Source organism: Pseudoduganella sp. UC29_106, assembly GCF_044055365.1.
In the GTDB taxonomy this organism is placed as follows: Bacteria; Pseudomonadota; Gammaproteobacteria; order Burkholderiales; family Burkholderiaceae_D; genus Rugamonas.
Genome location: NZ_CP171977.1, coordinates 2,942,448 through 2,968,101, shown reverse-complemented (window position 1 = coordinate 2,968,101; position 25,654 = coordinate 2,942,448). Strand labels below are relative to the sequence as shown.

Here is a 25,654-nt window from a genome sequence, read left to right as displayed (position 1 = left end):
CACTGCCAACACGATGAGCACCAGCACGACCAGTACCACCAGCACCACCGGCAACCCGCAGTCCGACACAAGGGAACTGAAAAAAGGCAGCCTGGCGGCGCTGAAAGGCCTGGCGCCTTTCCTGAAGCCCTATCGCAACCGCTTCATCGTTGCCGGCATCGCCCTCGTTATCGCTGCCGGCTCCACGCTGGCCATTCCCTACGCGTTCAAGCAGATGATCGACCTGGGCTTCGGGGCGCACGCGGGTATCCATAGCGCCCAGAACGTGAATACGGTATTCCTGGCCCTGTTCGCGGTGGCCACCATCCTGGCGCTGGCAACGGCGGCGCGCTTCTATTCCGTGTCCTGGCTGGGCGAGCGCGTAACGGCGGACATCCGCAGCGCCGTGTATTCGCACGTGGTGCAGCAAAGCCCGGAATTCTTCGAGACGACGCAGACAGGCGAGGTACTGTCCCGCATTACGACCGATACGACGCTGATCCAGTCCGTGGTCGGCACCAGCATTTCCATGGCGCTGCGCAATGTGCTGCTCTTCCTCGGCGGCCTGGGCATGCTGTTCATTACCAGCCCGAAGCTCTCTTCCATCATCATCGGTCTGCTGGTGCTGACCGTGCTGCCTATCGTGATGTTCGGCCGCCGCGTGCGCAAGCTCTCGCGCGATTCGCAGGACCGCATCGCCGATGCTTCCGCCATGGCCGGCGAAATCCTGAACGCCATGCCGACCGTGCAAGCCTTCACCCATGAACAGATGGAGTCGAAGCGCTTCGGTTCCTCGATCGAGAATGCCTTCAGTACCGCAATGCGCCGTATCCAGGCGCGCGCTTTCCTGACAGCGCTGGCCATCGTGCTGGTGTTCGGCACCATCGTCTTCGTACTGTGGCTGGGCGCGCACGCCGTGCTGGAAGGCACGATGACGGGCGGTGACCTGGGCCAGTTCATCCTGTATGCATCCATCGTGGCGGGGGCGATTGGGGCGCTGTCCGAAGTGATGGGCGAGGCCCAGCGCGCTGCCGGCGCCACCGAGCGCCTGCTGGAACTGCTGTCCGTGAAGTCCGCCATCCAGAATCCGGTGCATCCACTGGCCCTGCCGCCGCGCGCGGCCAATGGCGCCGCACTGAGCCTGCAGGAAGTGACCTTCTCCTACCCGTCCCGCCCCGATACGGCCTCGCTGCTCCAGCTCTCGCTCGACATCAAGCCCGGCGAGACCGTGGCCGTCGTCGGTCCTTCCGGCGCCGGCAAGACGACGCTGTTCCAGATGCTGCTGCGCTTCCACGATCCCCAGCTGGGCACCATCCGCCTCGATGGCGTGGACATCAAGCAGCTCGACCTGCACACCCTGCGCGGCGCCATCGGCATCGTGCCGCAGGACAACGGTGATCTTCTCGGCCGATGCGATGGAAAACATCCGCTACGGCCGCGCCGATGCGAGCGACCAGGAAGTGATCGCCGCGGCACGCATGGCGGCTGCCCATGAATTCATCGAGCGCCTGCCGAACGGCTACAAGTCCTTCCTGGGTGAACGCGGCGTGCGCCTGTCCGGCGGCCAGCGTCAGCGCATTGCGATCGCACGCGCCCTGCTGAAGAATCCCCCCGCTGCTGCTGCTGGACGAAGCCACCAGCGCGCTGGACGCGGAATCCGAGCGCCTGGTGCAAGGCGCCCTGGAGGCGGCGATGGAAGGCCGCACCACCGTCATCATCGCGCACCGTCTCGCCACCGTGCAGCGCGCGGACCGCATCATTGTCATGGAAGACGGCAAGATCGTGGAAACCGGCACGCACCAGTCGCTGGTGGCGCTGGGCGGCATCTACGCCAACCTGGCGGCCCTGCAATTCCATAACGTCCAAGCGGTCCACTGAAAGGATAGCCCGTGACCGACGCCGAACTGCGCCAACGCTGCCAAACCATCCTGCCGGGCCATCCTGCGCCCACGCCGGCCGCCACTTTCGCGGCCATGGCTTCGTGGTGCGAACTGAATGAAGTCCAGCACGATGTCTATGGCGAAGGCGAACTGCTGCAATCGTTCGAGCGCAAGGTCGCTGGCGTGCTGGGTTTTGAAGCCGCGACCTTCTGCATTACCGGCACCATGACCCAGGTCACGGCGCTGCGCCTGGCCTGCATGGAGCGCGGCAGCCGCATCGTGGCGCTGCATCCGACCGCCCATATCTTCAAGCACGAACGCGGCAACCATCAGCTGCTGGGGCATTTCGATGCGCTGCAACTGGGCGATCTGCACCGTCCCTTCACGCTCGATGAGCTGAAGGCCCTGCCGGACAAACTCGGCGCCGTGTCGCTGGAATTACCGGCGCGCGAAATGGGCGGCCAGTCGCCATCGTGGGACGAGCTGCGGGCCATCAAGGAGTACTGCCGCCTGGAAGGCATCCATCTGCACATGGACGGCGCGCGCCTGTGGGAAGCGGCGGCCGGCTATGGCCGCACGCCGGCGGAAGTCGCGGCGGGATTCGATTCCGTCTATGTGTCACTGTACAAGGGCATCGGCGGACTGGGCGGCGCCATGCTGGCCGGTTCACCCACTTTCGTGGCCAAGGCGCAGGAGTGGTTCCGCCGCCAGGGTGGCAACGTTATCCACCGCACGCCGTATGTGGTGGCCGCGGCGATGCAGTTCGACGCACGCCTGGCCGCGATGCCGGACTATTTCCTCCGCACGCAGTGGCTGTACGACACGCTGCGCGATTTCCCGCGGCTGACGCCGAATCCGGCGCGTCCGCAAGCGAATATGCTGCATCTGCATATGCCCGTGAGCCGCGAACGCGTGCTGGAAATCCGCAATGAAATCGCGGAGCGGCACGGCATCTGGCTGTTCAACCGCGCCAGCCATTCGCTGCTGCCCAACCACAGTTATGTGGAATGGTATGTGGGCGAGAATATGCTGAAGCTCTCCGACGAAGCCGTGCGGCGAGCGCTGGCCGTGTGGCGCGATGCGATTTCCACGGAGTTCCGATGAGCTTCTCCTCGCTGAAACTGATCGAGGCGCTGCAGCAAACCCTGCAGACGCTGGGCTATGCAACGCCAACGCCAGTGCAGAAGCAGGCCATTCCCGCCGTACTTGCAGGCCGCGACCTGATGGCGGCTGCGCAAACGGGCACCGGCAAGACGGCCGCCTTCGCACTGCCTGTGCTGCAGCGGCTGACGATGGAGGGCGCCGTCAGCGCCAACGGGGTGCGCTGCCTGGTGCTGGTGCCGACCCGCGAACTGGCGGAACAGGTGTATGAGAGTTTCCGTGCCTATGGCCGTGCACTGCCGCTGCGCTATGCCGTGGCTTACGGCGGCGTGCCGATCGAGCCGCAAATCACTAAGCTGCGCAAAGGGGTGGACGTGCTGGTGGCCACGCCGGGACGCCTGCTGGACTTGCTGCGCCAGGGCGCCATGACGTTCGCGCAGTTGCAGACGCTGGTGCTGGACGAGGCGGACCGCATGCTCGACCTGGGCTTCGCGGCGGACCTGGATGCGGTCTTCGCCGCCCTGCCCGCCCAGCGCCAGACTTTGCTATTCTCGGCTACTTTCTCCGACGCAATCCGCGCAATGGCGAAGCAATTGCTGTCCGATCCGTTGTCCGTTCAGGCCAGCGCGCCCAATACAGCGGCGCGCACGGTGCGGCAGTCGGTCTACACGACGGACAAAAAGGTGAAGCCGGACCTGTTCCTGCACCTGATGGAAAAGCTTGGCTGGAACCATCTGCTGGTGTTTGCCAAGACGCGCAAGGGCGTGGAGGCGCTGGTGACGCTGCTGCAGTCGGAGGGCATCGCCGCCGAGTCGATTCATGGCGACAAGCCGCAGCCGGCGCGCCTGCGCGCACTGGAGCGCTTCAAGGCGCGCGAGGTGCAGGTGCTGGTTGCCACGGACGTTGCCGCGCGCGGTCTCGACATCGAGGCTTTGCCGCTCGTCGTCAATTTTGACTTGCCGACCGTGGCCGAGGATTATGTGCACCGCATCGGCCGTACCGGCCGCGCCGGCGCCGAGGGCGAGGCCGTCTCTCTCGTCTGCGCGGACGAGGTGGAACTGCTGCGCGCGATCGAAACCCTCACACGCCAGGTTTTCACGCGGCAGGAAGAGCCGGGATTCGAGCGAACCATCGCGTTCCCGCGACCGGCACGCCGCCCCAACCCGCCGCCAAATCCGCCGCGAAGTCCGGCCGCACAACCCCGCAGCCGGCCAAGCCGCGCGACGCCGGCCGTGGCGCGTCCGCAGGTCGCGGCGCGGCTGCCGGGACGGCGAAGCAACCGCCGCGCGGCGAGGCAGTGGACGCGCCACGTCCCGCTGGCGGCTACGGCGCGCTGGGCATGTATGAAGAGCCGGAGCGCAAGCAGCGCGGCGGCCAGGGCGAGTCCGGCCGGCCCGGCAATCCCGGCCGTCCGGGTGCAGGCCAGCGCAGCCCAAGCGGCGGAGCTGGACGCGGCGCCGGCAAGGCCAATGTCGTCGTGGTGACTGGTCGCGGTGCGAAATCTGCCGCAAAGGCTGCGGGCAAGGCCGAGCGCCAGGGCGGCAACAAGTCCGGCCCGCGCGGCGGCAAACGATAGAACAGAACAACGGAGAGAAGAATGCAGCAATACCAGGAACTGATCCGAACCGTCCTCGAACAGGGCAGCTGGCAGGACAACCGCACGGGCATCCGCACGCTGAGCGTGCCGGGCGCCATGATGCGCTTCGACCTGAAGGACGGTTTCCCCGCTGTCACCACCAAGAAGCTGGCCTTCAAGTCCGTGGTCGGCGAACTGTGCGCCTTCCTGCGCGCCTCGCGCAGCGCGGCCGACTTCCGCGCGCTGGGCTGCAAGGTCTGGGACCAGAACGCAAATGAGAACCAGCAGTGGCTGGCCAACCCGTACCGTGAAGGCGTCGACGACCTCGGCCCCGTCTATGGCGTACAGTGGCGCCAGTGGCCCGGCTACAAGCTGCTGAATGCCGACCAGGGCGAACAGATCGCCGACGCCCAGCGCAACGGCTTCCAGATCGTCGCCCCGCTGGAAGAAGACGGTGTGAAAAAGGTCCTGCTGTACAAGGCCGTCGACCAGCTGCGCGAATGCCTGGACACGATCGTCAACAACCCGTCCAGCCGTCGTATCCTGTTCCACGGCTGGAATCCGGCCGTGCTGGACCAGGTCGCCCTACCCGCCTGCCACCTGCTGTACCAGTTCATCCCGAACGCCAACACCAAGGAGATCTCGCTCTGCCTCTACGTGCGCAGCAACGATATCGGCCTGGGCACGCCGTTCAATATCGCCGAAGGCGCTGCCCTGCTCGCGCTGGTGGCCCGCCTCACCGGCTACACGGCGCGCTGGTTCAGCTACTTCGTGGGTGATGCCCACATCTACGAAAACCACATGGAAATGGTCAAGGAACAGCTGACGCGCGAGCCGTATCCGCTGCCGCAACTGAAGATCTCAGACCGTGTGCCGGACTTCGCAACGACCGGCAAGTACGAGCCGGAGTGGCTGGAAAAGGTCGAGCCTTCCGACTTCAACCTGGAAGGCTACCAGCACCACGCGCCGATTACTGCTCCGATGGCAGTGTAGACATGGACTCCACGAGGGCGTAATACCAGCGCGCCTCGCGGGTCTTGTGCAGCTTGTACCATGCATCGGCGGTGGCTTCGCGCCATACTCCGAGCATCCTTATCACTTCATACGAAAACTCCAGGGCCGCCAGTCCGCTGGCGGTAACCAGGTTGCCGTCGCGGACGGCCGGTTTGTCTTCATATTGTGCGGCACCGGTGTAGGCCGGGCAGGACTGCTTCAGGAAACCCAGGTCGTTACTGGCGTGACGGCGCCCGTTCAGCGCGCCGACCTGCGCCAGGCCGACCGTTGCGCCGCAGATGGCCGCGACCTTATGCCCTTCCGCCAGCGCACCGGCGGCAAAGCGCAGCAGCGGCGCATTGGCCTCTTCATGCCAGGCATCGCTGCCCGGCAGCAGGAGCAGGTCGCCGGGCGCCAGGCTCACGTCGGCCAGCGTGAGATCCGGCGTGATCGTCATGCCGCCCATCGACGTGACCGGCGTGCGGTCAATGCCCACCTTCAGCACTTCGCAGGCAAGGTCCGGCGAGCGGAAGAAGCGCCTGCTGTGCAGTTCCGCAGTCAGATAGCCGATCTCCCAGTCGGCCAGCGTGTTTACAACAACGAGATACACCTTCATCTGCTCTCCCTGTCTTAAAACTCTTCCCATTCCGTATTGACGCCAGTGCCGAGTGAACGCGCCGAAGCTGGTGCGGATTTCGCAGCGGGTGCAGCCGGCTTGCGCGCTGCGATGCGCCGCGGGGCAGCCTTCGCGGCAGCCGGCGCCGGCTTGGTACGCGCCGCGTCGATCACCGCGCGCGCCGCATGTGCTGCCACGTTGACTTCATCCAGCTGGAACACGCTCACCGTACGCTGCAATGTCTCGGCCTGCGACTGCAGCGCGCCTGCCGCCTGCGCCGCATCTTCCACCACGCTCACATTCTGCTGCGTGATCGAGTCCATCTCGACGATGGCGTTATTGATCTGCTCCAGTCCGGCGGTCTGTTCCAGTGTAGCAGAGGTGATTTCGCCCATGATGTCCGTTACGCGCTGGATGCTGGTGACGATTTCCTTCATCGTTTCCCCGGCCTGGTCCACGAGTTTTGCGCCATCTTCCACCTTGCCGACGGAATCGTCGATCAGCGCCTTGATTTCCTTGGCCGCGCCGGCCGAGCGCTGCGCCAGATTGCGCACTTCGGACGCCACCACGGCAAAGCCGCGTCCCCTGTTCGCCTGCACGCGCCGCTTCCACTGCGGCATTCAGGGCCAGGATATTGGTCTGGAACGCGATGCCGTCGATCACACCGATGATGTCCACGATCTTCTTGGAGGAGCCGTTGATCGAGCCCATGGTGTCGACCACCTGCGCCACCACCTGGCCGCCGCGGATCGCCACTTCGGAAGCCGAAACGGCCAGCTGGTTGGCCTGACGGGCGTTGTCTGCATTCTGCTTCACGGTGCTGGTCAATTCTTCCATCGACGCTGCCGTCTCTTCCAGCGAGGCAGCCTGCTCGCCCGAGCGCTGAGACAGGTCCATATTACCCGCCGCAATCTGGCCGGACGCGCTGGAAATCGTGTCGCTGCCAATGCGCACATCGGACACGATGGCCGCGAGGTTGTTCTTCATTTTGTCCAGCGCCTTCAGCAGCGCGCCGAATTCGTTGTTGTGATACGTGCCCACACTGCCTTTCAGATCGCCCTCGGCCACACGGTTCGCCACATCCATCGCCTGCTTCAGTGGGCGTGATATCGCCTGCACCAGCATCACGCCGACGGTCACGCCGATGGCCAGCGCCGCCAGCAGCGCAGCGATCACCATCGTGGCAGTACTTTGCAGGCTGCTGTTCACAGCTTCCTCGTCCGCCTTCGAGGCCTTGTCGCTGTAGTCCGCCAGCGCCTTCAGGGCCGTGTCGCCAACACGGTAGGATGGGTTGATATTCCTGATCAGTACTGTCTCGGCGTCGTCCCAGCGGCCATCCTTGATCGCCGCCGCGGCCTTGCGGACATGCTCCACACCGAGGCCGGCGCTCTTGGCATACCACTCCTCCGCCAGCTTCTTCTCCTCCGGCGACTTGATGGAGGCGCTGTAAGTCTCCCAGCGCTTGGCGACGCGCGCCGTGACCTCGTCCACGATATTGAAGTGATTCGTGAGCGGATGGTCATGCAGCTTGGCCCAGGACAGCTCGGGATTGTGCTGCAGTGCCTGCAGGATCTGGCTGCGGCCTGTCTCCATATCCAGCCGGATCGCATTGCGTTCCGTGATATTGCGCTGGTCGGCCAGGGTTACTTCCTTGACCAGTTCGATCGAGCGGTCGGCGCTGATAATGCCTAGCACGCCGATCGCCAGCATCAGGCCAATCAGCAGGCCAAGCACCCCGATGACAAGTGTCTTCACTTTGAGGTTAGCGAACATTGCGGACTCCTTCCAATGAAATAGCGTTGAAGAAGCGGTGCAGGCCGCCGCGCAGCTCTGCGACTTCGTCGAATTCGATATAAGTCACGTCGCACAGGTCATCCAGTTCCCGCAACAGCGTGGTCTTGATGGGCGCCCCCTTCCAGACCAGGAACAGGATGGGCGTGCGCCGTCCCTTGAAGATGTGGTAGCTCAGCTCAAAGGCGCTGCTCTCGCTCATGCCGACGCGGATATTGATCAGGGCGTCGGCCTGGTCCAGCAGCGCAAGCCGGTAGCGGCGGAAGTTCTTCGGGGTGAACGGAATGCCCATCTTCCGTTCGAAGGACTGGCGGAACGTGTCCGCGCTTTCGGCCTGGGTCCCCGTCAGGTAGTCGAAGGGATGCGGCAAGCCGTAGGCGCTGTCGATCAGGGCCAGGATGTCGGCAATCATGCGCTGTTCGCGCTCGTCCGACTCGGTGAAAGGCTGGCGGATGAAGAGCTGCAGCGGCGCCACGCCAACGCTGCGCTGACGCGTCTGCGCGCGGCGTTCGGGCAATTGGATGGCTGCCGCAGCGAGATCCCGTGCATCCGGCGCCGTGCGGCCGGCTTCCGCCGCCTGCGCCACACGCGCCGGCGCCATCGTGCGCGTGCAACTCCTGAAGAGACAGCAGCCCGCACTTGCCAATGTGCTGGATCGCCTCCGCCGCAGCTTCGGCAGCGGCTATCGTCGTCATGATCACCGTTCCGGATGCCAGCGCCGCCACCCGCAGCTTGCGCGAAGCGGCAATCGCCGTGCGGCGCTCAGGCACCGTGATCACCGTCATGGCGATCTCACGCAGGGCGAGCATGCCAAGCAGGGTTTCGTCATCGATCACGCACACTGGCACATCGCCGGCCTTGATCACCATGGCCGTGACGTCGCTGCCGCACAAGGAGAGTCCCGCCTCGTGCAGGCGGCGCGCCAGTGCCACGGCGCGCGCCTGGTCCGATTTGCGTACACGCAGGTAGACATAGCCCTGGGACGGCAGGCGGACGCCGGCGCCCATCTGGGCCTTGAGGAAAGCTTCGCCAAAGCTGGCGCCTGTCCCCATCACTTCGCCGGTCGATTTCATTTCCGGGCCAAGAAATGCAATCCACGCCGGGAAATTTGGCGAACGGTAGTACGGACTCCTTCACGCTGTAATACGGCGGCACTGCTTCGCCGCTGATGCCCTGCTCCGCCAGCGTCTGGCCAACCATGCAGCGGGCAGCGATCTTTGCCAACTGGCGGCCCGTGGCCTTGGACACAAAAGGCACGGTACGCGAGGCGCGCGGGTTCACTTCCAGCACGAAGATGCGGTCATGCACGCGCCCATCCACGCGCTCGCGCTGGACTGCAAACTGCACGTTCATCAGCCCCACCACGTTGAGCCCTCGCGCCAGGCGCTGCGTCTGGCGCTTGATCTCGGCCACGGTGGACTCAGCCAGCGAATAAGGCGGCAGACAGCAGGCGGAGTCGCCGGAATGGATGCCGGCCTGCTCAACGTGCTCCATCACGCCGCCAATTACCACGTCCTTGCCGTCTGCCACACAATCCACATCGACTTCGATTGCTTCATCGAGGAAGCGGTCCAGCAGCACGGGCGAATCATGGGACACCTTGACTGCCTCGCGCATATAGCGCTCCAGGTCCGCCTGCTCGTGCACGATTTCCATCGCGCGGCCGCCCAGCACATAGGAAGGGCGCACCACCAGCGGATAGCCGATTTCCCCGGCCAGGCGCACGGCGTCGGCCTCATTGCGGGCGGTGCGGTTGGGCGGCTGGCGCAAGTCCAGTTCATGCAGCAGTTTCTGGAAGCGCTCGCGGTCCTCCGCGGCGTCGATCATGTCCGGCGAAGTGCCGATGATGGGCACACCGTTTGCCTCCAGCTCCAGGGCCAGTTTCAGCGGCGTCTGGCCGCCGTATTGCACGATCACGCCCAACGGCTTCTCCAGATGGACAATTTCCAGCACGTCCTCCAGCGTCAGCGACTCGAAATACAGGCGGTCGGAGGTATCGTAATCGGTGGAGACGGTCTCCGGATTGCAGTTGACCATGATGGTTTCATAGCCATCTTCACGCATCGCCAGCGCCGCATGCACGCAGCAATAGTCGAACTCGATGCCCTGGCCGATGCGGTTCGGGCCACCGCCCAGCACCATGATTTTCCTGCGGTTGCTCGGCGCGGATTCGCATTCCTCGTCATAAGTCGAGTACATATAGGCGGTGCGGGTGGCAAATTCGCCGGCGCAGGTATCCACACGCTTGTACACCGGGCGCAGGCCCAGCGCATGGCGGTGCAGCCGCACTTCGCCCTCGCTCACACCCAGCAAGGCTGCCAGGCGGCGGTCGCCGAAGCCTTGTTCCTTCAGGCGGCGCATGATGTCGGTGTCCAGCGCAAGCAGCGACTGGGCGGCTACCCACTCTTCGACTTCGACCAGGTCCTGGATCTGGGCCAGGAACCAGGGATCGATGCCGGACAGCGCATTCACCTCGACGATGGACATGCCCTGAGCGAACGCATCGCCCACGTACCAGATACGCTGGGGTCCGGGCTGGCGCAGCTCCTGTTCGATCACTGCGCGGCCGGTAGCGGCGCGGCGCAAGCCATCCACGCCGATGTCCAGGCCGCGCAACGCCTTCTGGAAGGATTCCTGGAAGCTGCGGCCCATGGCCATCACTTCACCGACGGACTTCATCTGAGTCGTCAAGCGATCATCGGCGCCGGGGAACTTCTCGAAAGCGAAGCGCGGGATCTTGGTGACCACATAATCGATCGACGGCTCGAAGGAAGCCGGCGTGGCGCCGCCGGTAATATCGTTGTGCAGCTCGTCCAGCGTGAAGCCGACGGCCAGCTTGGCCGCCACGCGGGCAATCGGGAAGCCGGTGGCCTTGGAAGCCAGCGCCGAGGAACGCGAAACACGCGGGTTCATCTCGATCACGATCATGCGGCCATCGGCCGGATTCACTGCAAACTGCACGTTGGAGCCGCCCGTATCCACGCCGATCTCGCGCAGCACCGCCAGCGACGCGTTGCGCATGATCTGGTATTCCTTGTCCGTCAGCGTTTGCGCCGGCGCCACGGTAATCGAATCGCCGGTGTGCACGCCCATCGGGTCCAGGTTTTCGATCGAGCAGACGATGATGCAGTTGTCCTTGCGGTCGCGTACCACCTCCATCTCATACTCTTTCCAGCCCAGCAGCGACTCTTCGATCAGCAGCTCGGAAGTCGGGGACAATTCCAGTCCACGCAGGCAGATCGCGTTGAATTCTTCCGCGTTGCGCGCCACGCCGCCACCGCTGCCGCCCATAGTGAAGGAGGGACGGATGATGACGGGGAAACCCAGCCTGGCCTGCGCGTCCCAGGCTTCCGCCATGCTGTGCGCCACACCGGAACGGGCCGAGGCCAGGCCGATGCGCGTCATCGCTTCCTTGAACTTGGCCCGGTCCTCGGCGCGGTCGATCGCTTCGGGCGTCGCGCCGATCAGCTCCACGCCGAAGCGTTGCAGCACGCCGTGGCGGTGCAGGTCCAGAGCGCAGTTCAGCGCCGTCTGGCCGCCCATCGTGGGCAGCACGGCCTGCGGCCGCTCCTTCTCGATGATGCGCGCCACCGTTTCCCAGGTAATCGGTTCGATATAGGTCACGTCCGCCATGCCGGGATCGGTCATGATCGTGGCCGGATTGCTGTTGACGAGGATGACCTGGAAGCCTTCTTCCCGCAGCGCCTTGCAGGCCTGGGCGCCGGAATAGTCGAACTCACAGGCCTGGCCGATGACGATAGGCCCTGCCCCGATGATCAGGATGCGGTGAATGTCGCTGCGCTTAGGCATGGCGGGTTCCTTCCATCAGGCTTACAAAGTGGTCGAACAATGGCGCCAGGTCGTGCGGGCCGGGCGATGCTTCCGGGTGGCCCTGGAAGCAGAAAGCGGGACGGTCGGTGCGGCAAAAGCCCTGCAGCGATCCGTCGAACAGCGAAATATGGGTGACGCGGCAGTTGCCGGGCAGCGTGTCCGCATCCACCGCGAAGCCGTGGTTCTGCGACGTGATCATCACGCGGCTCGTGTCCATTTCCAGCACCGGGTGGTTGGCGCCGTGATGGCCGAACTTCATCTTCACCGTGCGTGCGCCGGAAGCCAGGCCCATGATCTGGTGGCCGAGGCAGATACCGAAGGTCGGCACGCCGCTGTCGATCAGCTCGCGCGCCGCTTCGATTGCGTAATCGCAGGGCTCAGGATCGCCAGGTCCGTTGGACAGGAAGATACCGTCCGGCTTCAGTTCCAGCGCAGCCTGGGCGCCCGCCTGCGCAGGCAGTACGGTCACGCGGCAGCCGCGTTCCGCCAGCATGCGCAGGATATTGGCTTTCACGCCGAAGTCGTAGGCCACCACGTGATAGCGCGGCTCCAGTTGGCGGCCGTGGCCCTCGCCCAGCCGCCATTCGGTTTCGTTCCAGCCGTAGGCTGTTTCAGTGCTCACGGTGCGCGCCAGGTCCATGCCGGCCAGGCCGGGGAAGCTGCGCGCCAGCACGAGCGCTTCCAGCGGCGTGCCGCCCGTGACGATGGCGCCGGACAGTGCGCCTTTCTCGCGCAGGATGCGGGTCAGCTTGCGGGTGTCGATGCCCGCGATGGCCACGATGCCCTGCTCGCACAGCCAATCGTGCAGGCTGTATTCGGAACGGAAGCTCGACGCCAGCAGCGGCAGGTCACGGATGATCAGGCCTGCGGCGTGGATGCGCGGTGACTCGCCGTCTTCGCGGTTCACGCCCGTATTGCCGATGTGCGGATAAGTCAGCGTGACGATCTGGCGGCTGTAGCTGGGATCACTGAGGATTTCCTGATAGCCGCTCATGGCCGTGTTGAACACGACTTCGCCCGCCGTTCGGCCGGCGGCGCCAATCGATATGCCGTGGAACAGGGTGCCGTCCGCCAGGGCCAATACCGCGCGCTCAACCATCCCCAAGGCGTGCTGGAGTGGATGTTTCATTGTCATCTCCGTAACTGTTATTACTGCTGTGAAATCAAATGCGCGCAGTAATACGATAGGACACGGAGGTCTGTCACATACTCTCCAATCGTCACAACGGCGATAAATATATTGGCTCGCAGCAATTCCACAACATGCCGGAGTGGCAAACTTCCACGATATATAATGGCGGCCATGACTCTATTGACTATCATCGTTGCCGCCGATCTGGACAACGGCATCGGCATTAACAACACGCTGCCCTGGCGCCTGCCGGAAGACCTGGCGCATTTCAAGCGACTGACCACGGGCCACGCCATCATCATGGGCCGCAAGACTTTCGATTCCATCGGCCGCCCGCTGCCCAACCGCCGCAACATCGTCGTGTCCCGCAATGCGGAATGGCAGCATGCGGGCGCGGAAGCGGTGACTTCGCTGGACGAGGCGCGCAAGCTTGTTGGCGGCGAGGCCGAGGCTTTCATCATTGGCGGTGCGCAGATTTACCAGCAGGCGCTGGGCATCGTCGATCAGGTCGTGTTGACACGAGTCGGCGGCCGCTTCCAGTGCGATGCACATTTCCCTGCCCTGGCGGAAGCCGAGTGGCAGGAACGGCCCGCGAGGACCACACGTCCGCCGAGGGTTTGCCGTATTCATTCATTACCCTGCGCCGCAAAGGCGCCCATAACTAAATATAGGAACACGCACCAATGTCCGGACACGGCTTTCACGTCCACGGCCCGCATGACCATGCGGTCGAGCACGCGGCACACAGCAACGACAAATTCTCCGGCAATATCGCCGTGACCACCGCCATCCTGGCGACCATCGGCGCCATGTTCGGCTACCAGGGCGGCGCGACCCAGAACGACGCTGCCCTGTTCAAGAATAATGCGGCCATCGCCAAGACCGAGGCGTCCAACCGCTGGAATTATTACCAGTCGAAGTCCGCCAAGCAGAACCTGGCCGAACTGGCCATGACGCTGCCGAACGTTGACCCGGAAAAGTACAAGGCTGAAGTGGCGCGCTACAAGTCCGAGAAGGAAGAAATCAAGAAGGATGCGGAGTCGTGGGAAGCCAAGTCCGCCGAGTGGGACAAGAAGTCCGACCTGGCCCTGCACCAGCACCACCAGTGGGCCCTGGCGACCACCGCCGAGCAGATCGCCATTTCCCTGGCGGCGATCACCCTGCTGACCAATCGTAAGTGGCTGCAGGTGGCGACCTATATCGTCGCGGGCGCCGGTATTGCGCTGGGTGTGTTTGCATGGCTGCATATTGACCCGATCGGCGCCCTCACCGGCGGCGGTCACTAAGCCGCGCTTCGGGGTCTGACCCCGAACTAAACACTGTCACTGAGTTGTCATTAAATTCTTAAGCGGGATTGCATATTTTCTGAGACAATCCCGGTCTTATTTTTTTGGCGCTGGTTCGCCTGGAGAACCCCATGAAATTCCGTTTCCCCATCGTTATCATCGACGAGGATTTCCGTTCCGAGAACACGTCCGGCCTGGGCATTCGCGCCCTGGCCGCGGCGATGGAAAAGGAAGGCATGGAAGTCCTCGGCGTAACCAGCTATGGCGACCTGTCGCAGTTCGCCCAGCAGCAGTCGCGCGCTTCGGCCTTCATCCTTTCGATCGACGATGAAGAATTCGGCGCCGGCAGCGTCGAAGAAACCGATTCCGCGCTGAAGGCCCTGCGCGCCTTCGTGGAAGAGATCCGCTACAAGAATGCGGACATCCCGATCTACCTGTACGGCGAAACACGCACCTCGCGCCACATCCCGAACGATATCCTGCGCGAGCTGCACGGCTTCATCCACATGTTCGAGGATACCCCGGAGTTCGTGGCCCGTCACATCATCCGCGAAGCCAAGTCCTACCTGGACGGCCTGTCGCCGCCCTTCTTCCGCGCCCTGGTGCACTACGCGAACGACGGTTCCTACTCCTGGCACTGCCCCGGCCACTCCGGCGGCGTGGCGTTCCTCAAGTCGCCGATCGGCCAGATGTTCCACCAGTTCTTCGGCGAGAACATGCTGCGCGCGGACGTCTGCAACGCCGTGGAGGAACTGGGCCAGCTGCTGGACCACACCGGCCCCGTGGCCGCGTCCGAGCGCAACGCCGCCCGCATCTACAACGCCGACCACTGCTACTTCGTGACCAACGGCACCTCGACCTCGAACAAGATGGTCTGGCACTCCACCGTGGCGCCGGGCGACATCGTGGTCGTGGACCGCAACTGCCACAAGTCCATCCTGCACTCGATCATCATGTGCGGCGCGATCCCCGTCTTCCTGATGCCGACCCGTAACCACCTCGGCATCATCGGCCCGATCCCGCTGGAAGAATTCACGATGGAGAGCATCGAGCGCAAGATCGCCAACAACCCGTTCGCGCGCGACGCCAAGAACAAGAAGCCGCGCATCCTGACCATCACCCAGTCCACCTACGACGGCGTGGTCTACAACGTGGAAGTGCTGCGCGAAATGCTGGACGGGAAAATCGACACCCTGCACTTCGACGAAGCCTGGCTGCCGCACGCCACCTTCCACGACTTCTACAAGGACATGCACGCCATCGGCAAAGACCGTCCGCGCGCCAAGGAATCGATGATTTTCTCGACCCAGTCCACCCACAAGCTGCTGGCGGGCCTGTCGCAGGCATCGCAGGTGCTGGTGCGCGATTCCGAATCGGTAAAGCTGGACAAGGATGCCTTCAACGAGGCTTACCTGATGCACACCTCCACCTCGCCGCAATACTCCATCATCGCTTCCTGCGACGTGGCCGCAGCCATGATGGAAGCGCCGGGCGGTACCGCCCTGGTGGAAGAGTCCATCCTCGAAGCGCTGGACTTCCGCCGCGCGATGAAGAAGATCGATGAAGAATGGGGCAAGGACTGGTGGTTCAAGGTCTGGGGTCCGGAGAGCTTCGCCGAAGAAGGCATCGGCACCCGCGAAGACTGGATCATCCGCGCCGAAGATGACTGGCACGGCTTCGGCAAGCTGGCGCCGGGCTTCAATATGCTGGACCCGATCAAGGCCACCATCGTCAACCCGGGCCTGTCGCTGGAAGGCGCTTTTGCCGATTCCGGCATTCCGGCGTCCATCGTGACCAAGTACCTGGCCGAGCATGGCGTGATCGTCGAGAAGTGCGGCCTGTATTCCTTCTTCATCATGTTCACCATCGGCATCACCAAGGGCCGCTGGAACACGCTGGTGACCGCGCTGCAGCAGTTCAAGGACGACTACGACAAGAACGCCCCGCTGTGGCGCATCCTGCCGGAGTTCTCGGCTGCGAACCAGCGCTACGAGCAAATGGGCTTGCGCGACCTGTGCCAGTCGATCCACGACTTCTACAAGGCCTACGACGTCGCCCGCCTGACCACCGAGATGTATCTGTCCGATATGGTGCCAGCTATGAAACCGTCCGAAGCGTTTGCCAAGATGGCCCACCGCGAAATCGAGCGTGTAGCGATCGACGACCTGGAAGGCCGCATCACGTCCATCCTGCTGACGCCTTACCCGCCGGGCATCCCGCTGCTGATCCCGGGCGAGCGCTTCAACAAGACTATCGTCGACTACCTGCGCTTCGCGCGCGACTTCAACGAGCGCTTCCCGGGCTTCGAAACCGACGTCCACGGCCTCGTAAAGCGCGAAGTAAAACGGCAAGCGCGACTACTTCGTCGACTGCGTCAAACAATAAGCCTCACCATCCCGCCCAAAGCCACTCCCCGAGTGGCTTTTTTTATTTGGGGTCAGATCTGACCCCAGCGATTGCCGTAGCGAATCAGAGCGAGCTCATCATTCATGAGCAATATTACGGATTGCGCAATCATCTCAACAATGTAAAAAATTTCCCCAGTATAAGAATACTAAGGGGCATTGTGAGATGGAAATAGTGGCCCAAGTTCGCTCAAACTCCCGCCAACATCGCTCAAAAAAATTCAACATCGACAATGTTGATCTTCGCCAAGTCACGTTTCCTGACCTCAATTGAAAAACGCTGACTAAACTCCGCGTGTCAATTTTCATGTGTGAATCAATGAACAGACTAAAGCTCATTTCCTCTTCGGCGATCTTTTTCGTACTGGCGGCCTGTGGCGGCGGCAGCGGCGATCAAACCTCCGATTCCAGCGTGGGGCCGGTGCAACTGGCAGCCACCACAACCACTTCCGCAGCCGCCGCGGTTACACAGAATGAGGCGGCACGATTCCTGACCCAGGCGTCCTTTGGCCCTACCCCTTACGAACTTGGCCGGGTGGCGAGCATGGGCCCGCGTGCCTGGATGGACGCCGAATTCCGCAAGAACCAGTCGCTCGCCAAGCCTTACTTCGATTCCTGGATGGCGCAGAACGGCGGCAGGAAGCCAAGCGACGTGCAGTTCTATGAAATCTTCTGGCGCAATGCCGTGATGGCCGACGACCACCTGCGCCAGCGTGTCACGTATGCGCTGTCCCAGATCTTCGTGGTGTCCATGCAGGATTCGGACGTGTCGGGCTATCCGCGCGGCGTGGGCAGCTATTACGACACGCTGGGCAAATACGCCTTTGCCAATTTCCGCGACCTGCTTCAGGCCGTCACGCTCCATCCGATGATGGGCATCTATCTCTCCCACATGCGCAACAAGAAGGAAGATGCCAATCGTACGCCGGACGAGAACTTCGCGCGCGAAGTCATGCAGCTATTTACGATCGGCCTGTATCAGCTGAACCAGGACGGCACCCGCAAGCTAAGCAACGGCCAGCCTATCGAAACCTATACCCATGCCGATGTCGCAGGTCTGGCCAAAGTCTTCACGGGCTGGGCGTGGTACGGCCCCGATACCACCACGCACCGTTTCAACAACGGCACGGCGGATCCCAACCGCGACGTGCTGCCGATGCAGAACTACTGCACAATTCCACTCCACCAGCAGTAAGACCTTCCTCGGCGCCAGCACCAACGGCGGAGGCGCGGCCGACCTGAAGGTGGCCCTGGACAAGCTGTTCAACCATCCGAACGTCGGCCCCTTCATTGGCCGCCAGCTGATCCAGCGCCTGGTCACCAGCAATCCCAGCCCGTCTTATGTGAGCCGGGTGGCTGCAGCCTTCAATAACAATGGCAGCGGCGTGCGCGGCGATATGAAGGCCGTGCTGACCGCCGTGCTCCTCGATCCGGAAGCGCGCACCCAGACTGTCGATGGCGACAGCGGCAAGATCCGCGAGCCTATCCTGCGGCTGGCGGGATGGATGCGCGCCTTCAATGCGCGTTCGACTTCGGGCAAATTCCTGATGTGGAGCCTGGAAGACCCGCTCACCGGCCTTTCGCAACAGCCGATGCGCTCCCCGTCCGTGTTCAACTTCTACCGCCCCGGCTACACGCCGCCGAATACCAGCATCGCCACGGCGGGCAAGGTGTCGCCGGAAATGCAGATCACGGGCGAGCCTTCGGTGATCGGCTACCTGAACCTGATCCAGGCGGCCGTGCAGTCGGGCATCGGCGAGAACCACGACATCCTGCCGAACTACAGTGCGGAGATCGACATGGCTGCAACGCCGGACCGCCTGCTGGACCGCATCAACGTACTCCTGCTCAGCGGACGCATGTCGCCCACACTGCGCGGCCAGATCAAGAATGTGCTGAATTCAATCGCCATTCCGACCGCGAACAATGGCTATAGCGCCTCCGGCCTGGCCGCGCGCAAGAACCGCGTGTATGCCGCCATCTTCCTGACGATGGCTTCGCCCGAGTACATCGTCGAACAATAAGGATACTGAATGAAGAGTGAACAATTCTCGCGCCGACGTTTTCTGGGCGCCATGCTGTCCGCCGCCGGGACTTCCGCGGCACCCTTTGCGATGAACCTGGCTGCGATCGGTCCTGCGCTCGCCGCCACCTCCGATTACAAAGCCCTGGTCTGCATCTTCCTGCACGGCGGGAATGACCACTACAACACCGTGCTGGCCACCGACCCCACGTCGTGGAATACGTACAACAGCCTGCGCAACACGGGCGACCTGGGCTCCATCCACCTGGCCAGCGTGGGCCAGAGCAGCGGCATCCTGCCGATCAATCCTGCTACGCCGCAGTCCGGACGCTCTTTCGCGCTGCACCCGCAACTGGGCTCCCTCAAAGCCCTGTTCGACGCGGGCCGCGCAGCCGTCGTCAGTAACGTCGGCACGCTGGTCGCGCCAATCACGCTGTCGCAATACAAGGCGGGGGCCAATGTGCCGCCCAAGCTGTTCTCGCACAACGACCAGCAGTCGATGTGGCAATCGAGTGCGCCGGAAGGCGCCAGCTATGGCTGGGGAGGACGCATTGGCGACCTGCTGGCTTCCGCCAACAGCAATGCCACCTTCACCTGCATTTCAGCCGCGGGCAATGCGGTGTTCGTCTCCGGCCGCCAGATCCGCCAGTACCAGATCAGCAATTCCGGCGCAGTGCCTGTCGCGCATATGGACGACTATATGTTCGGCACCTGGACCAACCCCACGCGCGCCATCGTCACGGCAAGCAGCGGCAATATGATGGCCCAGGAGTACGCCAACGTGGTGAAGCGCTCGCTGGACAGCCAGGCGACCCTGAGCACGGGCATGGCCGCTTCGGGCAGCGGCGGCGTGCCGGTGCCGTCCAAGTACACGAATCCGAAAACGGGCCAGGCGGAAGTGAATCCGCTGGCCGTGCAGTTGCAGACGGTGGCGCGAGTGATCGCCGGCCGCGGTACGCTGGGCGCCAAGCGCCAGGTGTTCTTCGTGCAGATGGGGGGCTTCGATACGCACGACGGCCAGAAGGTCAACCACGCCGTGCTGATGGCAAAGCTGAATCACGCGCTGGCGTGGTTTGATGGCGCCTTGTCCAATCTGATGGGCAGCGACTTGCGCAATTCGGTGACCGCTTTCACGGCCTCCGATTTTGGCCGCACGCTGACCAGCAATGGCGACGGCACCGATCACGGCTGGGGTTCACACCACTTCGTTGTTGGCGGGGCTGTGCGCGGCAAGAACATCTACGGCAGCTTCCCCACTGTCGGCCTGAATCACTCGCTGGACGTGGGACAGGGCGCACTGCTGCCGCAGATCTCCGTCGAGCAGTACGGCGGCACCCTGGCCACATGGTTCGGCCTGGGCGCCGCCGGTCTGGCGGACGTGTTCCCGACGCTGTACCGCTACAGCGACCAGAACCTCGGCTTCATGGGCTGATTCAGGCGGCGACGGCCAGCGTCAGCGTCGCAACATAGCCGTCGGTCGCATTGCCCGTCATGGACGCCAGCTGCAGCGAGTAGCCGTCGCTGAAGATGTTGTCCGTGGCGTAGCTGATGCGGGCCAGGTTGGTGACGCTGGTGCTGTAGCCGCTGCTTGCATACGCTTCGTTCAGCGTCGCCATCGGGAAGGTGAACTGCGAAGTCTTGATGCGGTTCGAGGCGCTCACGCTGGCGGCCAGCGTGCGGTAGACCTCGAAGTGCACGTGCGGCATGCGGCCATCGTAGCAGCCTGGGAAGATCGTCGTGAAGGTGACGTCACCATTGGCATCCGCTTCCTGCACGCCGCGCAGGTAGTTCTGGTTGGTCACGCCGCTCGAATACAGCGAGTACCGGCCCTCGCGGTCGCAGTGCCACAGGTAGACGGCGAAGTTGCTGGCCACGCCGCAGCTGTTGTTGGCATTGATGATATGCAGCTTGATCGTCAATGGCACGCCGGCCGCGGTGCCGGTGGCGCCGGCGAAGCTGCTGCGGATATCCTGTCGTACGATGCCTGACATGTTCAGCACATTCACGACGCCGCTGCTGTTGCTGTTCGTACCGTCGCCCGGATATGGTCCGCCCGTTTCCTCGGGGATGACCGAGCAGCTCGTGGTGCCGGTTCCCGTGTTTGTTCCCGTGTTTGTTCCGGTGTTCGTGCCGGTGCTGGTTCCGGTGTTGCTGGAGGTCGTGTCTGTGCTGGTGCTGTCCGACGAACCTCCGCCGCAACCCATCATCGGCAGAGCGGCGCCGGCCAGCAGCCAGCGCAGGGACTGGCGGCGTCCCGTCGCCATGGAGAGCATCGCCTGTAGGTCTGCCGCCAGGCTGTGATCATGGTCTTCCATCTTTTACCTCACGCAGTCGTGTTAATCAGGTTGCCGCTGCTGCCTGCACCCGGCAGCTTGCTGGACAAAGCTTGCAGGAAGCTGGTCAGCTGATCGGACGAGTTGCTGCTGTCGCCACCCAGCGCTTGCAGCAGGTTCTTGAACGAGGTTTCGAGCGAGGACAGGCTGTCCGTACTATCCGTGCCCTCGGTACTCGTCGTGCTGTCGGCGCTGCCCGTGCTGTCGCTGCTGCTCGTGCTCCCCAGCTTCGAAATCAGGCTTTGCAAATCCTCTGCCAGCTTGCCCGGCCCACCAGGGCCGCCGGGGCCGCCGCCGCCCTGCTCACCGCCCTGCTCGTGCAAGGCGCCCATCATCTCCTGCAGGAAGTTGCCTAACGCCTGTGCCGCGTTGCCCGACGAATCGGCCGACGAGCTATCGGTCGCGCCATCCGCCGCGCTGGCCGTGGTATCAGTGATCGACTTCAGCGCATCGGCAATCGCGCTGACGAAGCCACCGCCTTCGCGCGGTGGAGGCGGCGGACGCACGCCCTCCGTCTGTTCGCTGCTGAGGGAAGACTGGAGTTTGCTGACGTAGCTCAGCTGGCTCGCTGCGCTGGTCGAATTCAGGGAAGAGATGGTCATTTCAGGCCTCCGGAGCGTGGTTTGCGTTCGTCCAGCGCTTTGCGCTGTTCAGGGGTCAGTACGGCCAGCACTTTCTGGTGCGTGCGGATTTCGGCCAGCGTGATGTTGGCGTGCGCCTGGGCGGCGGTTTGCGCCAGTTTGATCGCAGCGGCATCGTCGAACCTGGCGGCGTCGCGCAGTTCGTGCAGGCCGCGCATCGCCTTCTCCTCGGCCTTGTGCTGCTCGCGCAGGTAAGGAGCCTGGCCGTGCAGGATGGTGAAGATCTTGTCTTCCTGCGCCTCGGTCAGCTCAATACCACGCAGGAAGCCGCCGTGGCCAAATGAGCCGGGGCCTTCGCGACCCGGGCCATCGAAACGGCCGCTCCGCGGACCGTCGAAGCCTGGAGGAGCCGGCATGCCCGGACCGTCCATCATGGGCGCCTGGATGCCGGGCGCGCCGGGACCGAAGCCCGGCATCGGCGGAGCGTCTTCCGCAGCGTAGGCAGCCAGCGGCAAGGCCATGGCCGCTGCCAGCAGGAGCTGCGGCAGGTTCTGTTTTGTCTTTTTCATATGCACTCCACGTTGAAGAATCAGGAGTGGCCATTGTCTGGCTGAGGGGTGTAAAGCGCGGTTAGGATGGGGTAAAACCATGTAAAGACGACGGTCCGGCAGTGGCCCGTTTTGTTATGATGGTCCCATTCCACTTATATTTTTAGACATACAGGCAATGAGCAAGGTACTGCTGATAGACGATGACGTAGAACTGGTAGGCATGTTCCAGGAATACCTGGAGCAGGAAGGCTTCCACGTGAAGACTGCCAACGATGGCGAGTCCGGCACCGCGGCCGCCCTCACCGGCCAGTACGCGATCGCAGTGCTGGACGTGATGATGCCGCGCATGAACGGCCTTGAAACCCTGCGCCGCATCCGCGCCGCCAGCCGCATGCCCATCCTGATGCTGACCGCGCGCGGCGACGACACGGACCGCATCGTCGGCCTTGAACTGGGTGCGGACGATTATGTCGCCAAGCCCTGCACGCCGCGCGAGCTGACGGCGCGCATCCGCGCCATCCTGCGCCGCACACTGGCCGCGCCGGCAGACAGCATGGTCGGCTCGCCTCTCGTGGTGGGGCAGCTCACCATGTGGCCGGAACAGCGCCGCGCCGCCTGGGCGGGCAAGGCGCTGGAGCTGACCAGCACCGAATTCAATCTGCTGGAAGTATTGGCGCGCAATGCGGGCAAGCCGGTCAGCAAGAACGTCCTGTCCGAGCAAGGGTTGGGGCGTCCGATGGCGCGTTTCGACCGCAATATCGACGTCCACCTCAGCAGCCTGCGGCACAAGCTCGGTACCATTGCCGACGGACGCTCGTGCCTGCAAACCGTCTACCGCATGGGCTACCAGCTGATCAAGGAGTGAGGCTGTGGGCCGCCTGTTCTGGAAATTCTTCTTTTCGATCCTCCTGGCGCAGTTGGCGGCTACCTTCGCCATCGGCGGCGCGTTCTGGCTGAAGAACCGCGAGGCGGAACAGGTCCGCCGCAGCGATATCGACACCAGCCCGCCGGCTGAAATGGCCATCGAAGCCGCCGCCGCAACGCTGGCTTACGGCGGGCCTTCGGGCTTGCAGCAGATGCTGGAGAACATGCCGCATCATCGCGTCTATGCGGTGGACGACAGCGGCAAGGAGCTGCTGGGGCGGATCGTCAATCCGGCCATGCTTTCCGAGGCGCAGAAGCTGATGGACAAGGGAGACCAGCGCGTGGTGCGCCATGTGACTTCGGGCGATGGCAAGCGCTATCTGCTGTTCCTGCCGTCGCGCGATCATCTGCGTGGCATGGAGGGGTCGCGCATGCTGCTCGCCGGCGCGGGCATACCGGTCGTCGACTTGCCAGGCATGCGCGGTGCACGAGAACGCCACCCGCCACCACCGGACGGCGACCGCCCGCCGCCTGACCGCGCGCACCCGCTTCCGGCGGGCCCGGACGCTGGCGGCCCGGGTGCTCCCGGCGGCCCGGATGGCCGTCCGCCCCGTTTCCGTCCCCTGACACCCTGGATTCCCCTCGCCGCCGCCGTGCTGGCAAGCCTGCTGTTCGCAGCGCTGCTGGCGTGGTACTTCTCCCGTCCCATCCGCTCACTGCGGGACGCCTTCGAAGCCGCCTCGCAAGGCGAACTCGAACCGCGCTTCGGGCACACCAGCAAGCGCGGCGACGAACTGAACGCGCTGGGACACGACTTCGACCGCATGACCGCCCGCCTGCGCAATCTGATCGATGGCCAGACACGCCTGCTGCACGACGTCTCGCACGAGCTCCGGTCGCCGCTGGCGCGGCTGCAGGCGGCAATCGGGCTCGCCCATCAGCAGCCGGAGAAGATGCGCGCCACCATGGAGCGCATCGAGCGCGAAAGCATGCGCATGGACAAACTGGTGGGCGGAACTGCTCACGCTCTCACGCCTTGAGGCGGGCGCCATCAATACGTCCCGCGAAGAGATCAGTCTCGCCGAACTGCTGGGTGAAATTGTCGGCGACGCCGAATTCGAAGCGGCCACGCATGGCCGCGCCGTGGTGCAGCATGGCGAAGCGGATGGCTGCATCTTGGGCCAGCCCGACCTGCTCGCGCGCGCCATCGAAAACGTGGTGCGCAACGCGATCAAGCATAGCCCCGTGGGCGGCACGGTAGACGTGGAAATGGCTCGCGACGAAGCGGCCCGCGCGCTGCGCATCCGCGTAATGGACCGGGGCCCCGGCGTGCAAAGCGAAGACCTGCAGGCCATCTTCCAGCCCTTCTACCGCAGCAGCAGCACGCCAAAAGACGTGGAAGGCCACGGTCTCGGACTCGCCATCGCGCAGCAAGTGGTGCAGCAGCACGGCGGCAGCATCGCAGCCGCCAATCGCCAGGATGGCGGCCTATGTGTCGAAATTGCACTGCCTCTGGCATGAATTGAAACTGATCTCGGCCCAGTTGAACTTTCAAGACAAATGCAGGACAGCTTCGGCAAACAGGCGCTGATAAATTCATCGCGTCTGTTTTCCCGGAACCTGCATCATGATTGATTCAAATTTCGCATCACTCGCCAAAGCTGTATCCCATCTCGAAGCCGGCGCGCCGCAGCAGGCAAAACAAATCCTCATCGACATGGTGTCATGCACGCGGCATGGCGACGACCTGTCCGGCATGATCTTCGCGTCCGCGCTGCTGAAACGCATAGATGCCGACTCGCACCAGCATTCAAACCTCTACCTGCAGGATTACGCGCTGCCGCAGATCGAGCTTTTCAACCTGATGGTGAACAAATTCCCCTTCGTGAAGGAGGCCGGCCGCATCGCCAACAGCCTGCTCGCGCGCCACCTGCGCGGCCATGACGAAGCAGTCATCATGGACATCGGCATCGGCTCCGGGCAGCAGATCGCAGCCCTGCTGCGCCAGATGGAGGACACGCAAACGCTGCCGCGCAAGCTTACGGTAGTGGGCGTGGAGCCGGCGCTCGCCAGTCTTCACGCCGCCGAGCTGACGGTGCGCGGCATCGCGGCCGCTGTCGGCGTGGAGCTGGAATTCATCCCCATCGCAAAGTGCCTGGAGGACCTGGACGACGCCGAGTGGGCCGAGTTGAAGGCATTGCAAGGGCCGCTCGTGATCAACGAAGCCTTCTCGCTGCACCACGTTGCCACCTCCCTGCTGCGCGGCGACTGCAAGGACAATGTGCTGCGCCGGCTGCGCGGCCTGCAGCCGAAGGCTTTCGTGCTGTGCGAACCCCACTCCGACCATCACACTTCAGTGCTGTCGGCCAGGCTGGAAACTGCTGGCGCCACTTCGGCCTGGCCTTCCGCGCCATCGACCAGATGGAGATTTCGCAACTGGAAAAAAACGCGCTCAAGACGCACTTCTTCTCGCGCGAGATCGAGGACATACTCGGGAAGGACGAATACCGCCGCGTGGAACGGCATGAAACGGCCGCGATGTGGATGGGCCGCCTGCGGCGCGTCGGCTTCAGCGTGCTGGCGCCAGGGCAGGAGGATGCGCAGCAGCCATCCGCCGGGATCACCTCAGTGTCCTTGCGCGATGGCTATCTGGGATTGGATTTTGGCCACCAGACCCTGGTGGCGGTGATACAGGCGGTTTGACGCGGCGCG

General features: G+C 63.6%; 17 protein-coding genes and 7 pseudogenes. 15 read left to right on the top strand and 9 right to left on the bottom strand.

The window, feature by feature from the left end; genetic code table 11:
- Positions 1-13: 13 nt before the first annotated feature.
- From ACHMW6_RS15265 to ACHMW6_RS15250, 4 genes and pseudogenes are all read left to right on the top strand, one after another.
- Positions 14-1,857 (top strand): annotated as a pseudogene (locus ACHMW6_RS15265) (ABC transporter transmembrane domain-containing protein).
- An 11-nt stretch (positions 1,858-1,868) separates the two neighbouring features.
- Positions 1,869-2,963, top strand: a complete 1,095-nt coding sequence (locus ACHMW6_RS15260; protein ID WP_395407923.1) for a threonine aldolase family protein — start codon at positions 1,869-1,871, stop codon at positions 2,961-2,963.
- Positions 2,960-4,536 (top strand): annotated as a pseudogene (locus ACHMW6_RS15255) (DEAD/DEAH box helicase). Before ACHMW6_RS15260 ends, ACHMW6_RS15255 begins: the two are co-directional and overlap by 4 nt.
- Positions 4,537-4,557: 21 nt before the next feature.
- Entirely contained in the window at positions 4,558-5,529 is a 972-nt protein-coding gene (locus ACHMW6_RS15250) for a thymidylate synthase (protein ID WP_395407921.1), read from the top strand.
- Here the strand turns inward: ACHMW6_RS15250 and ACHMW6_RS15245 are convergent.
- The 5 genes and pseudogenes from ACHMW6_RS15245 to carA form a co-directional block, all read right to left on the bottom strand.
- Positions 5,507-6,145 (bottom strand): type 1 glutamine amidotransferase family protein, encoded by a 639-nt coding sequence (locus ACHMW6_RS15245; RefSeq protein WP_395407919.1) that lies wholly within the window; start codon positions 6,143-6,145, stop codon positions 5,507-5,509. The two genes, ACHMW6_RS15250 and ACHMW6_RS15245, sit on opposite strands and share 23 nt — an antisense overlap.
- Before the next feature lie 14 nt (positions 6,146-6,159).
- Complete coding sequence (locus ACHMW6_RS15240; RefSeq protein WP_395407917.1) at positions 6,160-6,765, bottom strand: methyl-accepting chemotaxis protein; 606 nt, start codon at positions 6,763-6,765, stop codon at positions 6,160-6,162.
- Positions 6,766-6,796: 31 nt separating this feature from the next.
- A pseudogene (locus ACHMW6_RS15235) lies at positions 6,797-7,918 on the bottom strand (Tar ligand binding domain-containing protein); the annotation flags it as partial.
- Positions 7,908-11,746, bottom strand: a pseudogene (gene carB / locus ACHMW6_RS15230) (carbamoyl-phosphate synthase large subunit). The pseudogenes carB and ACHMW6_RS15235, both read right to left, overlap by 11 nt.
- Positions 11,739-12,896 carry a glutamine-hydrolyzing carbamoyl-phosphate synthase small subunit gene (carA, locus tag ACHMW6_RS15225; RefSeq protein ID WP_395407916.1) on the bottom strand — a complete coding sequence of 386 codons (1,158 nt, stop codon included), beginning with the start codon at positions 12,894-12,896 and terminating at the stop codon, positions 11,739-11,741. Before carA ends, carB begins: the two are co-directional and overlap by 8 nt.
- Before the next feature lie 174 nt (positions 12,897-13,070).
- Here carA and ACHMW6_RS15220 point away from each other — a divergent pair.
- From ACHMW6_RS15220 to ACHMW6_RS15195, 6 genes and pseudogenes are all read left to right on the top strand, one after another.
- Positions 13,071-13,564: pseudogene (locus ACHMW6_RS15220) on the top strand (dihydrofolate reductase).
- A gap of 18 nt (positions 13,565-13,582) precedes the next feature.
- A complete protein-coding gene (locus ACHMW6_RS15215) occupies positions 13,583-14,185 on the top strand; it encodes a DUF4337 domain-containing protein (protein WP_395407915.1) in 603 nt (200 codons plus the stop codon).
- Positions 14,186-14,316: 131 nt separating this feature from the next.
- Positions 14,317-16,570, top strand: a pseudogene (locus tag ACHMW6_RS15210) (Orn/Lys/Arg decarboxylase N-terminal domain-containing protein).
- Positions 16,571-16,909: 339 nt separating this feature from the next.
- The gene (locus tag ACHMW6_RS15205) at positions 16,910-17,785 is read left to right on the top strand and encodes a DUF1800 family protein (protein WP_395407914.1); all 876 of its coding nucleotides are present in this window, start codon (positions 16,910-16,912) and stop codon (positions 17,783-17,785) included.
- A 49-nt stretch (positions 17,786-17,834) separates the two neighbouring features.
- Positions 17,835-18,614, top strand: coding sequence for a DUF1800 family protein (locus ACHMW6_RS15200; RefSeq protein ID WP_395407913.1), 780 nt, complete (start codon positions 17,835-17,837; stop codon positions 18,612-18,614).
- 9 nt (positions 18,615-18,623) lie between these two features.
- On the top strand, positions 18,624-20,045 hold the full coding sequence (locus tag ACHMW6_RS15195; RefSeq protein WP_395407912.1) for a DUF1501 domain-containing protein: 1,422 nt from the start codon (positions 18,624-18,626) through the stop codon (positions 20,043-20,045).
- A gap of 1 nt (position 20,046) precedes the next feature.
- Here ACHMW6_RS15195 and ACHMW6_RS15190 read toward each other — a convergent pair whose 3' ends face one another.
- From ACHMW6_RS15190 to ACHMW6_RS15180, 3 genes are read right to left on the bottom strand one after another with little or no spacing between them, the layout of a single operon-like run.
- Entirely contained in the window at positions 20,047-20,928 is an 882-nt protein-coding gene (locus ACHMW6_RS15190) for an intradiol ring-cleavage dioxygenase (protein WP_395407911.1), read from the bottom strand.
- Positions 20,929-20,936: 8 nt separating this feature from the next.
- The gene (locus ACHMW6_RS15185; protein ID WP_395407910.1) at positions 20,937-21,548 is read right to left on the bottom strand and encodes a hypothetical protein; all 612 of its coding nucleotides are present in this window, start codon (positions 21,546-21,548) and stop codon (positions 20,937-20,939) included.
- The gene (locus ACHMW6_RS15180; RefSeq protein ID WP_395407909.1) at positions 21,545-22,096 is read right to left on the bottom strand and encodes a Spy/CpxP family protein refolding chaperone; all 552 of its coding nucleotides are present in this window, start codon (positions 22,094-22,096) and stop codon (positions 21,545-21,547) included. Before ACHMW6_RS15180 ends, ACHMW6_RS15185 begins: the two co-directional genes overlap by 4 nt.
- 157 nt (positions 22,097-22,253) lie before the next feature.
- Between ACHMW6_RS15180 and ACHMW6_RS15175 the strand changes: the two genes are divergently transcribed.
- Together ACHMW6_RS15175 and ACHMW6_RS15170 are read left to right on the top strand one after the other, a co-directional pair.
- Complete coding sequence (locus tag ACHMW6_RS15175) at positions 22,254-22,943, top strand: response regulator transcription factor (RefSeq protein ID WP_395407908.1); 690 nt, start codon at positions 22,254-22,256, stop codon at positions 22,941-22,943.
- 4 nt (positions 22,944-22,947) lie between these two features.
- Positions 22,948-23,982, top strand: a complete 1,035-nt coding sequence (locus ACHMW6_RS15170; protein ID WP_395407907.1) for a HAMP domain-containing protein — start codon at positions 22,948-22,950, stop codon at positions 23,980-23,982.
- Here ACHMW6_RS15170 and ACHMW6_RS15165 read toward each other — a convergent pair.
- Positions 23,972-24,097, bottom strand: a complete 126-nt coding sequence (locus tag ACHMW6_RS15165; RefSeq protein WP_395407906.1) for a hypothetical protein — start codon at positions 24,095-24,097, stop codon at positions 23,972-23,974. The genes ACHMW6_RS15170 and ACHMW6_RS15165 overlap by 11 nt on opposite strands.
- A 21-nt stretch (positions 24,098-24,118) precedes the next feature.
- Here ACHMW6_RS15165 and ACHMW6_RS15160 point away from each other — a divergent pair, with 21 nt between their 5' ends.
- The 3 genes and pseudogenes from ACHMW6_RS15160 (at position 24,119) to ACHMW6_RS15150 (ending at position 25,645) form a co-directional block, all read left to right on the top strand.
- A complete protein-coding gene (locus ACHMW6_RS15160; protein ID WP_395407905.1) occupies positions 24,119-24,463 on the top strand; it encodes a sensor histidine kinase in 345 nt (114 codons plus the stop codon).
- A 106-nt stretch (positions 24,464-24,569) separates the two neighbouring features.
- Positions 24,570-25,307, top strand: a pseudogene (locus ACHMW6_RS15155) (GRAS family protein); the annotation flags it as partial.
- Positions 25,308-25,363: 56 nt separating this feature from the next.
- Complete coding sequence (locus ACHMW6_RS15150; protein ID WP_395408619.1) at positions 25,364-25,645, top strand: GRAS family protein; 282 nt, start codon at positions 25,364-25,366, stop codon at positions 25,643-25,645.
- Positions 25,646-25,654: the final 9 nt, after the last annotated feature.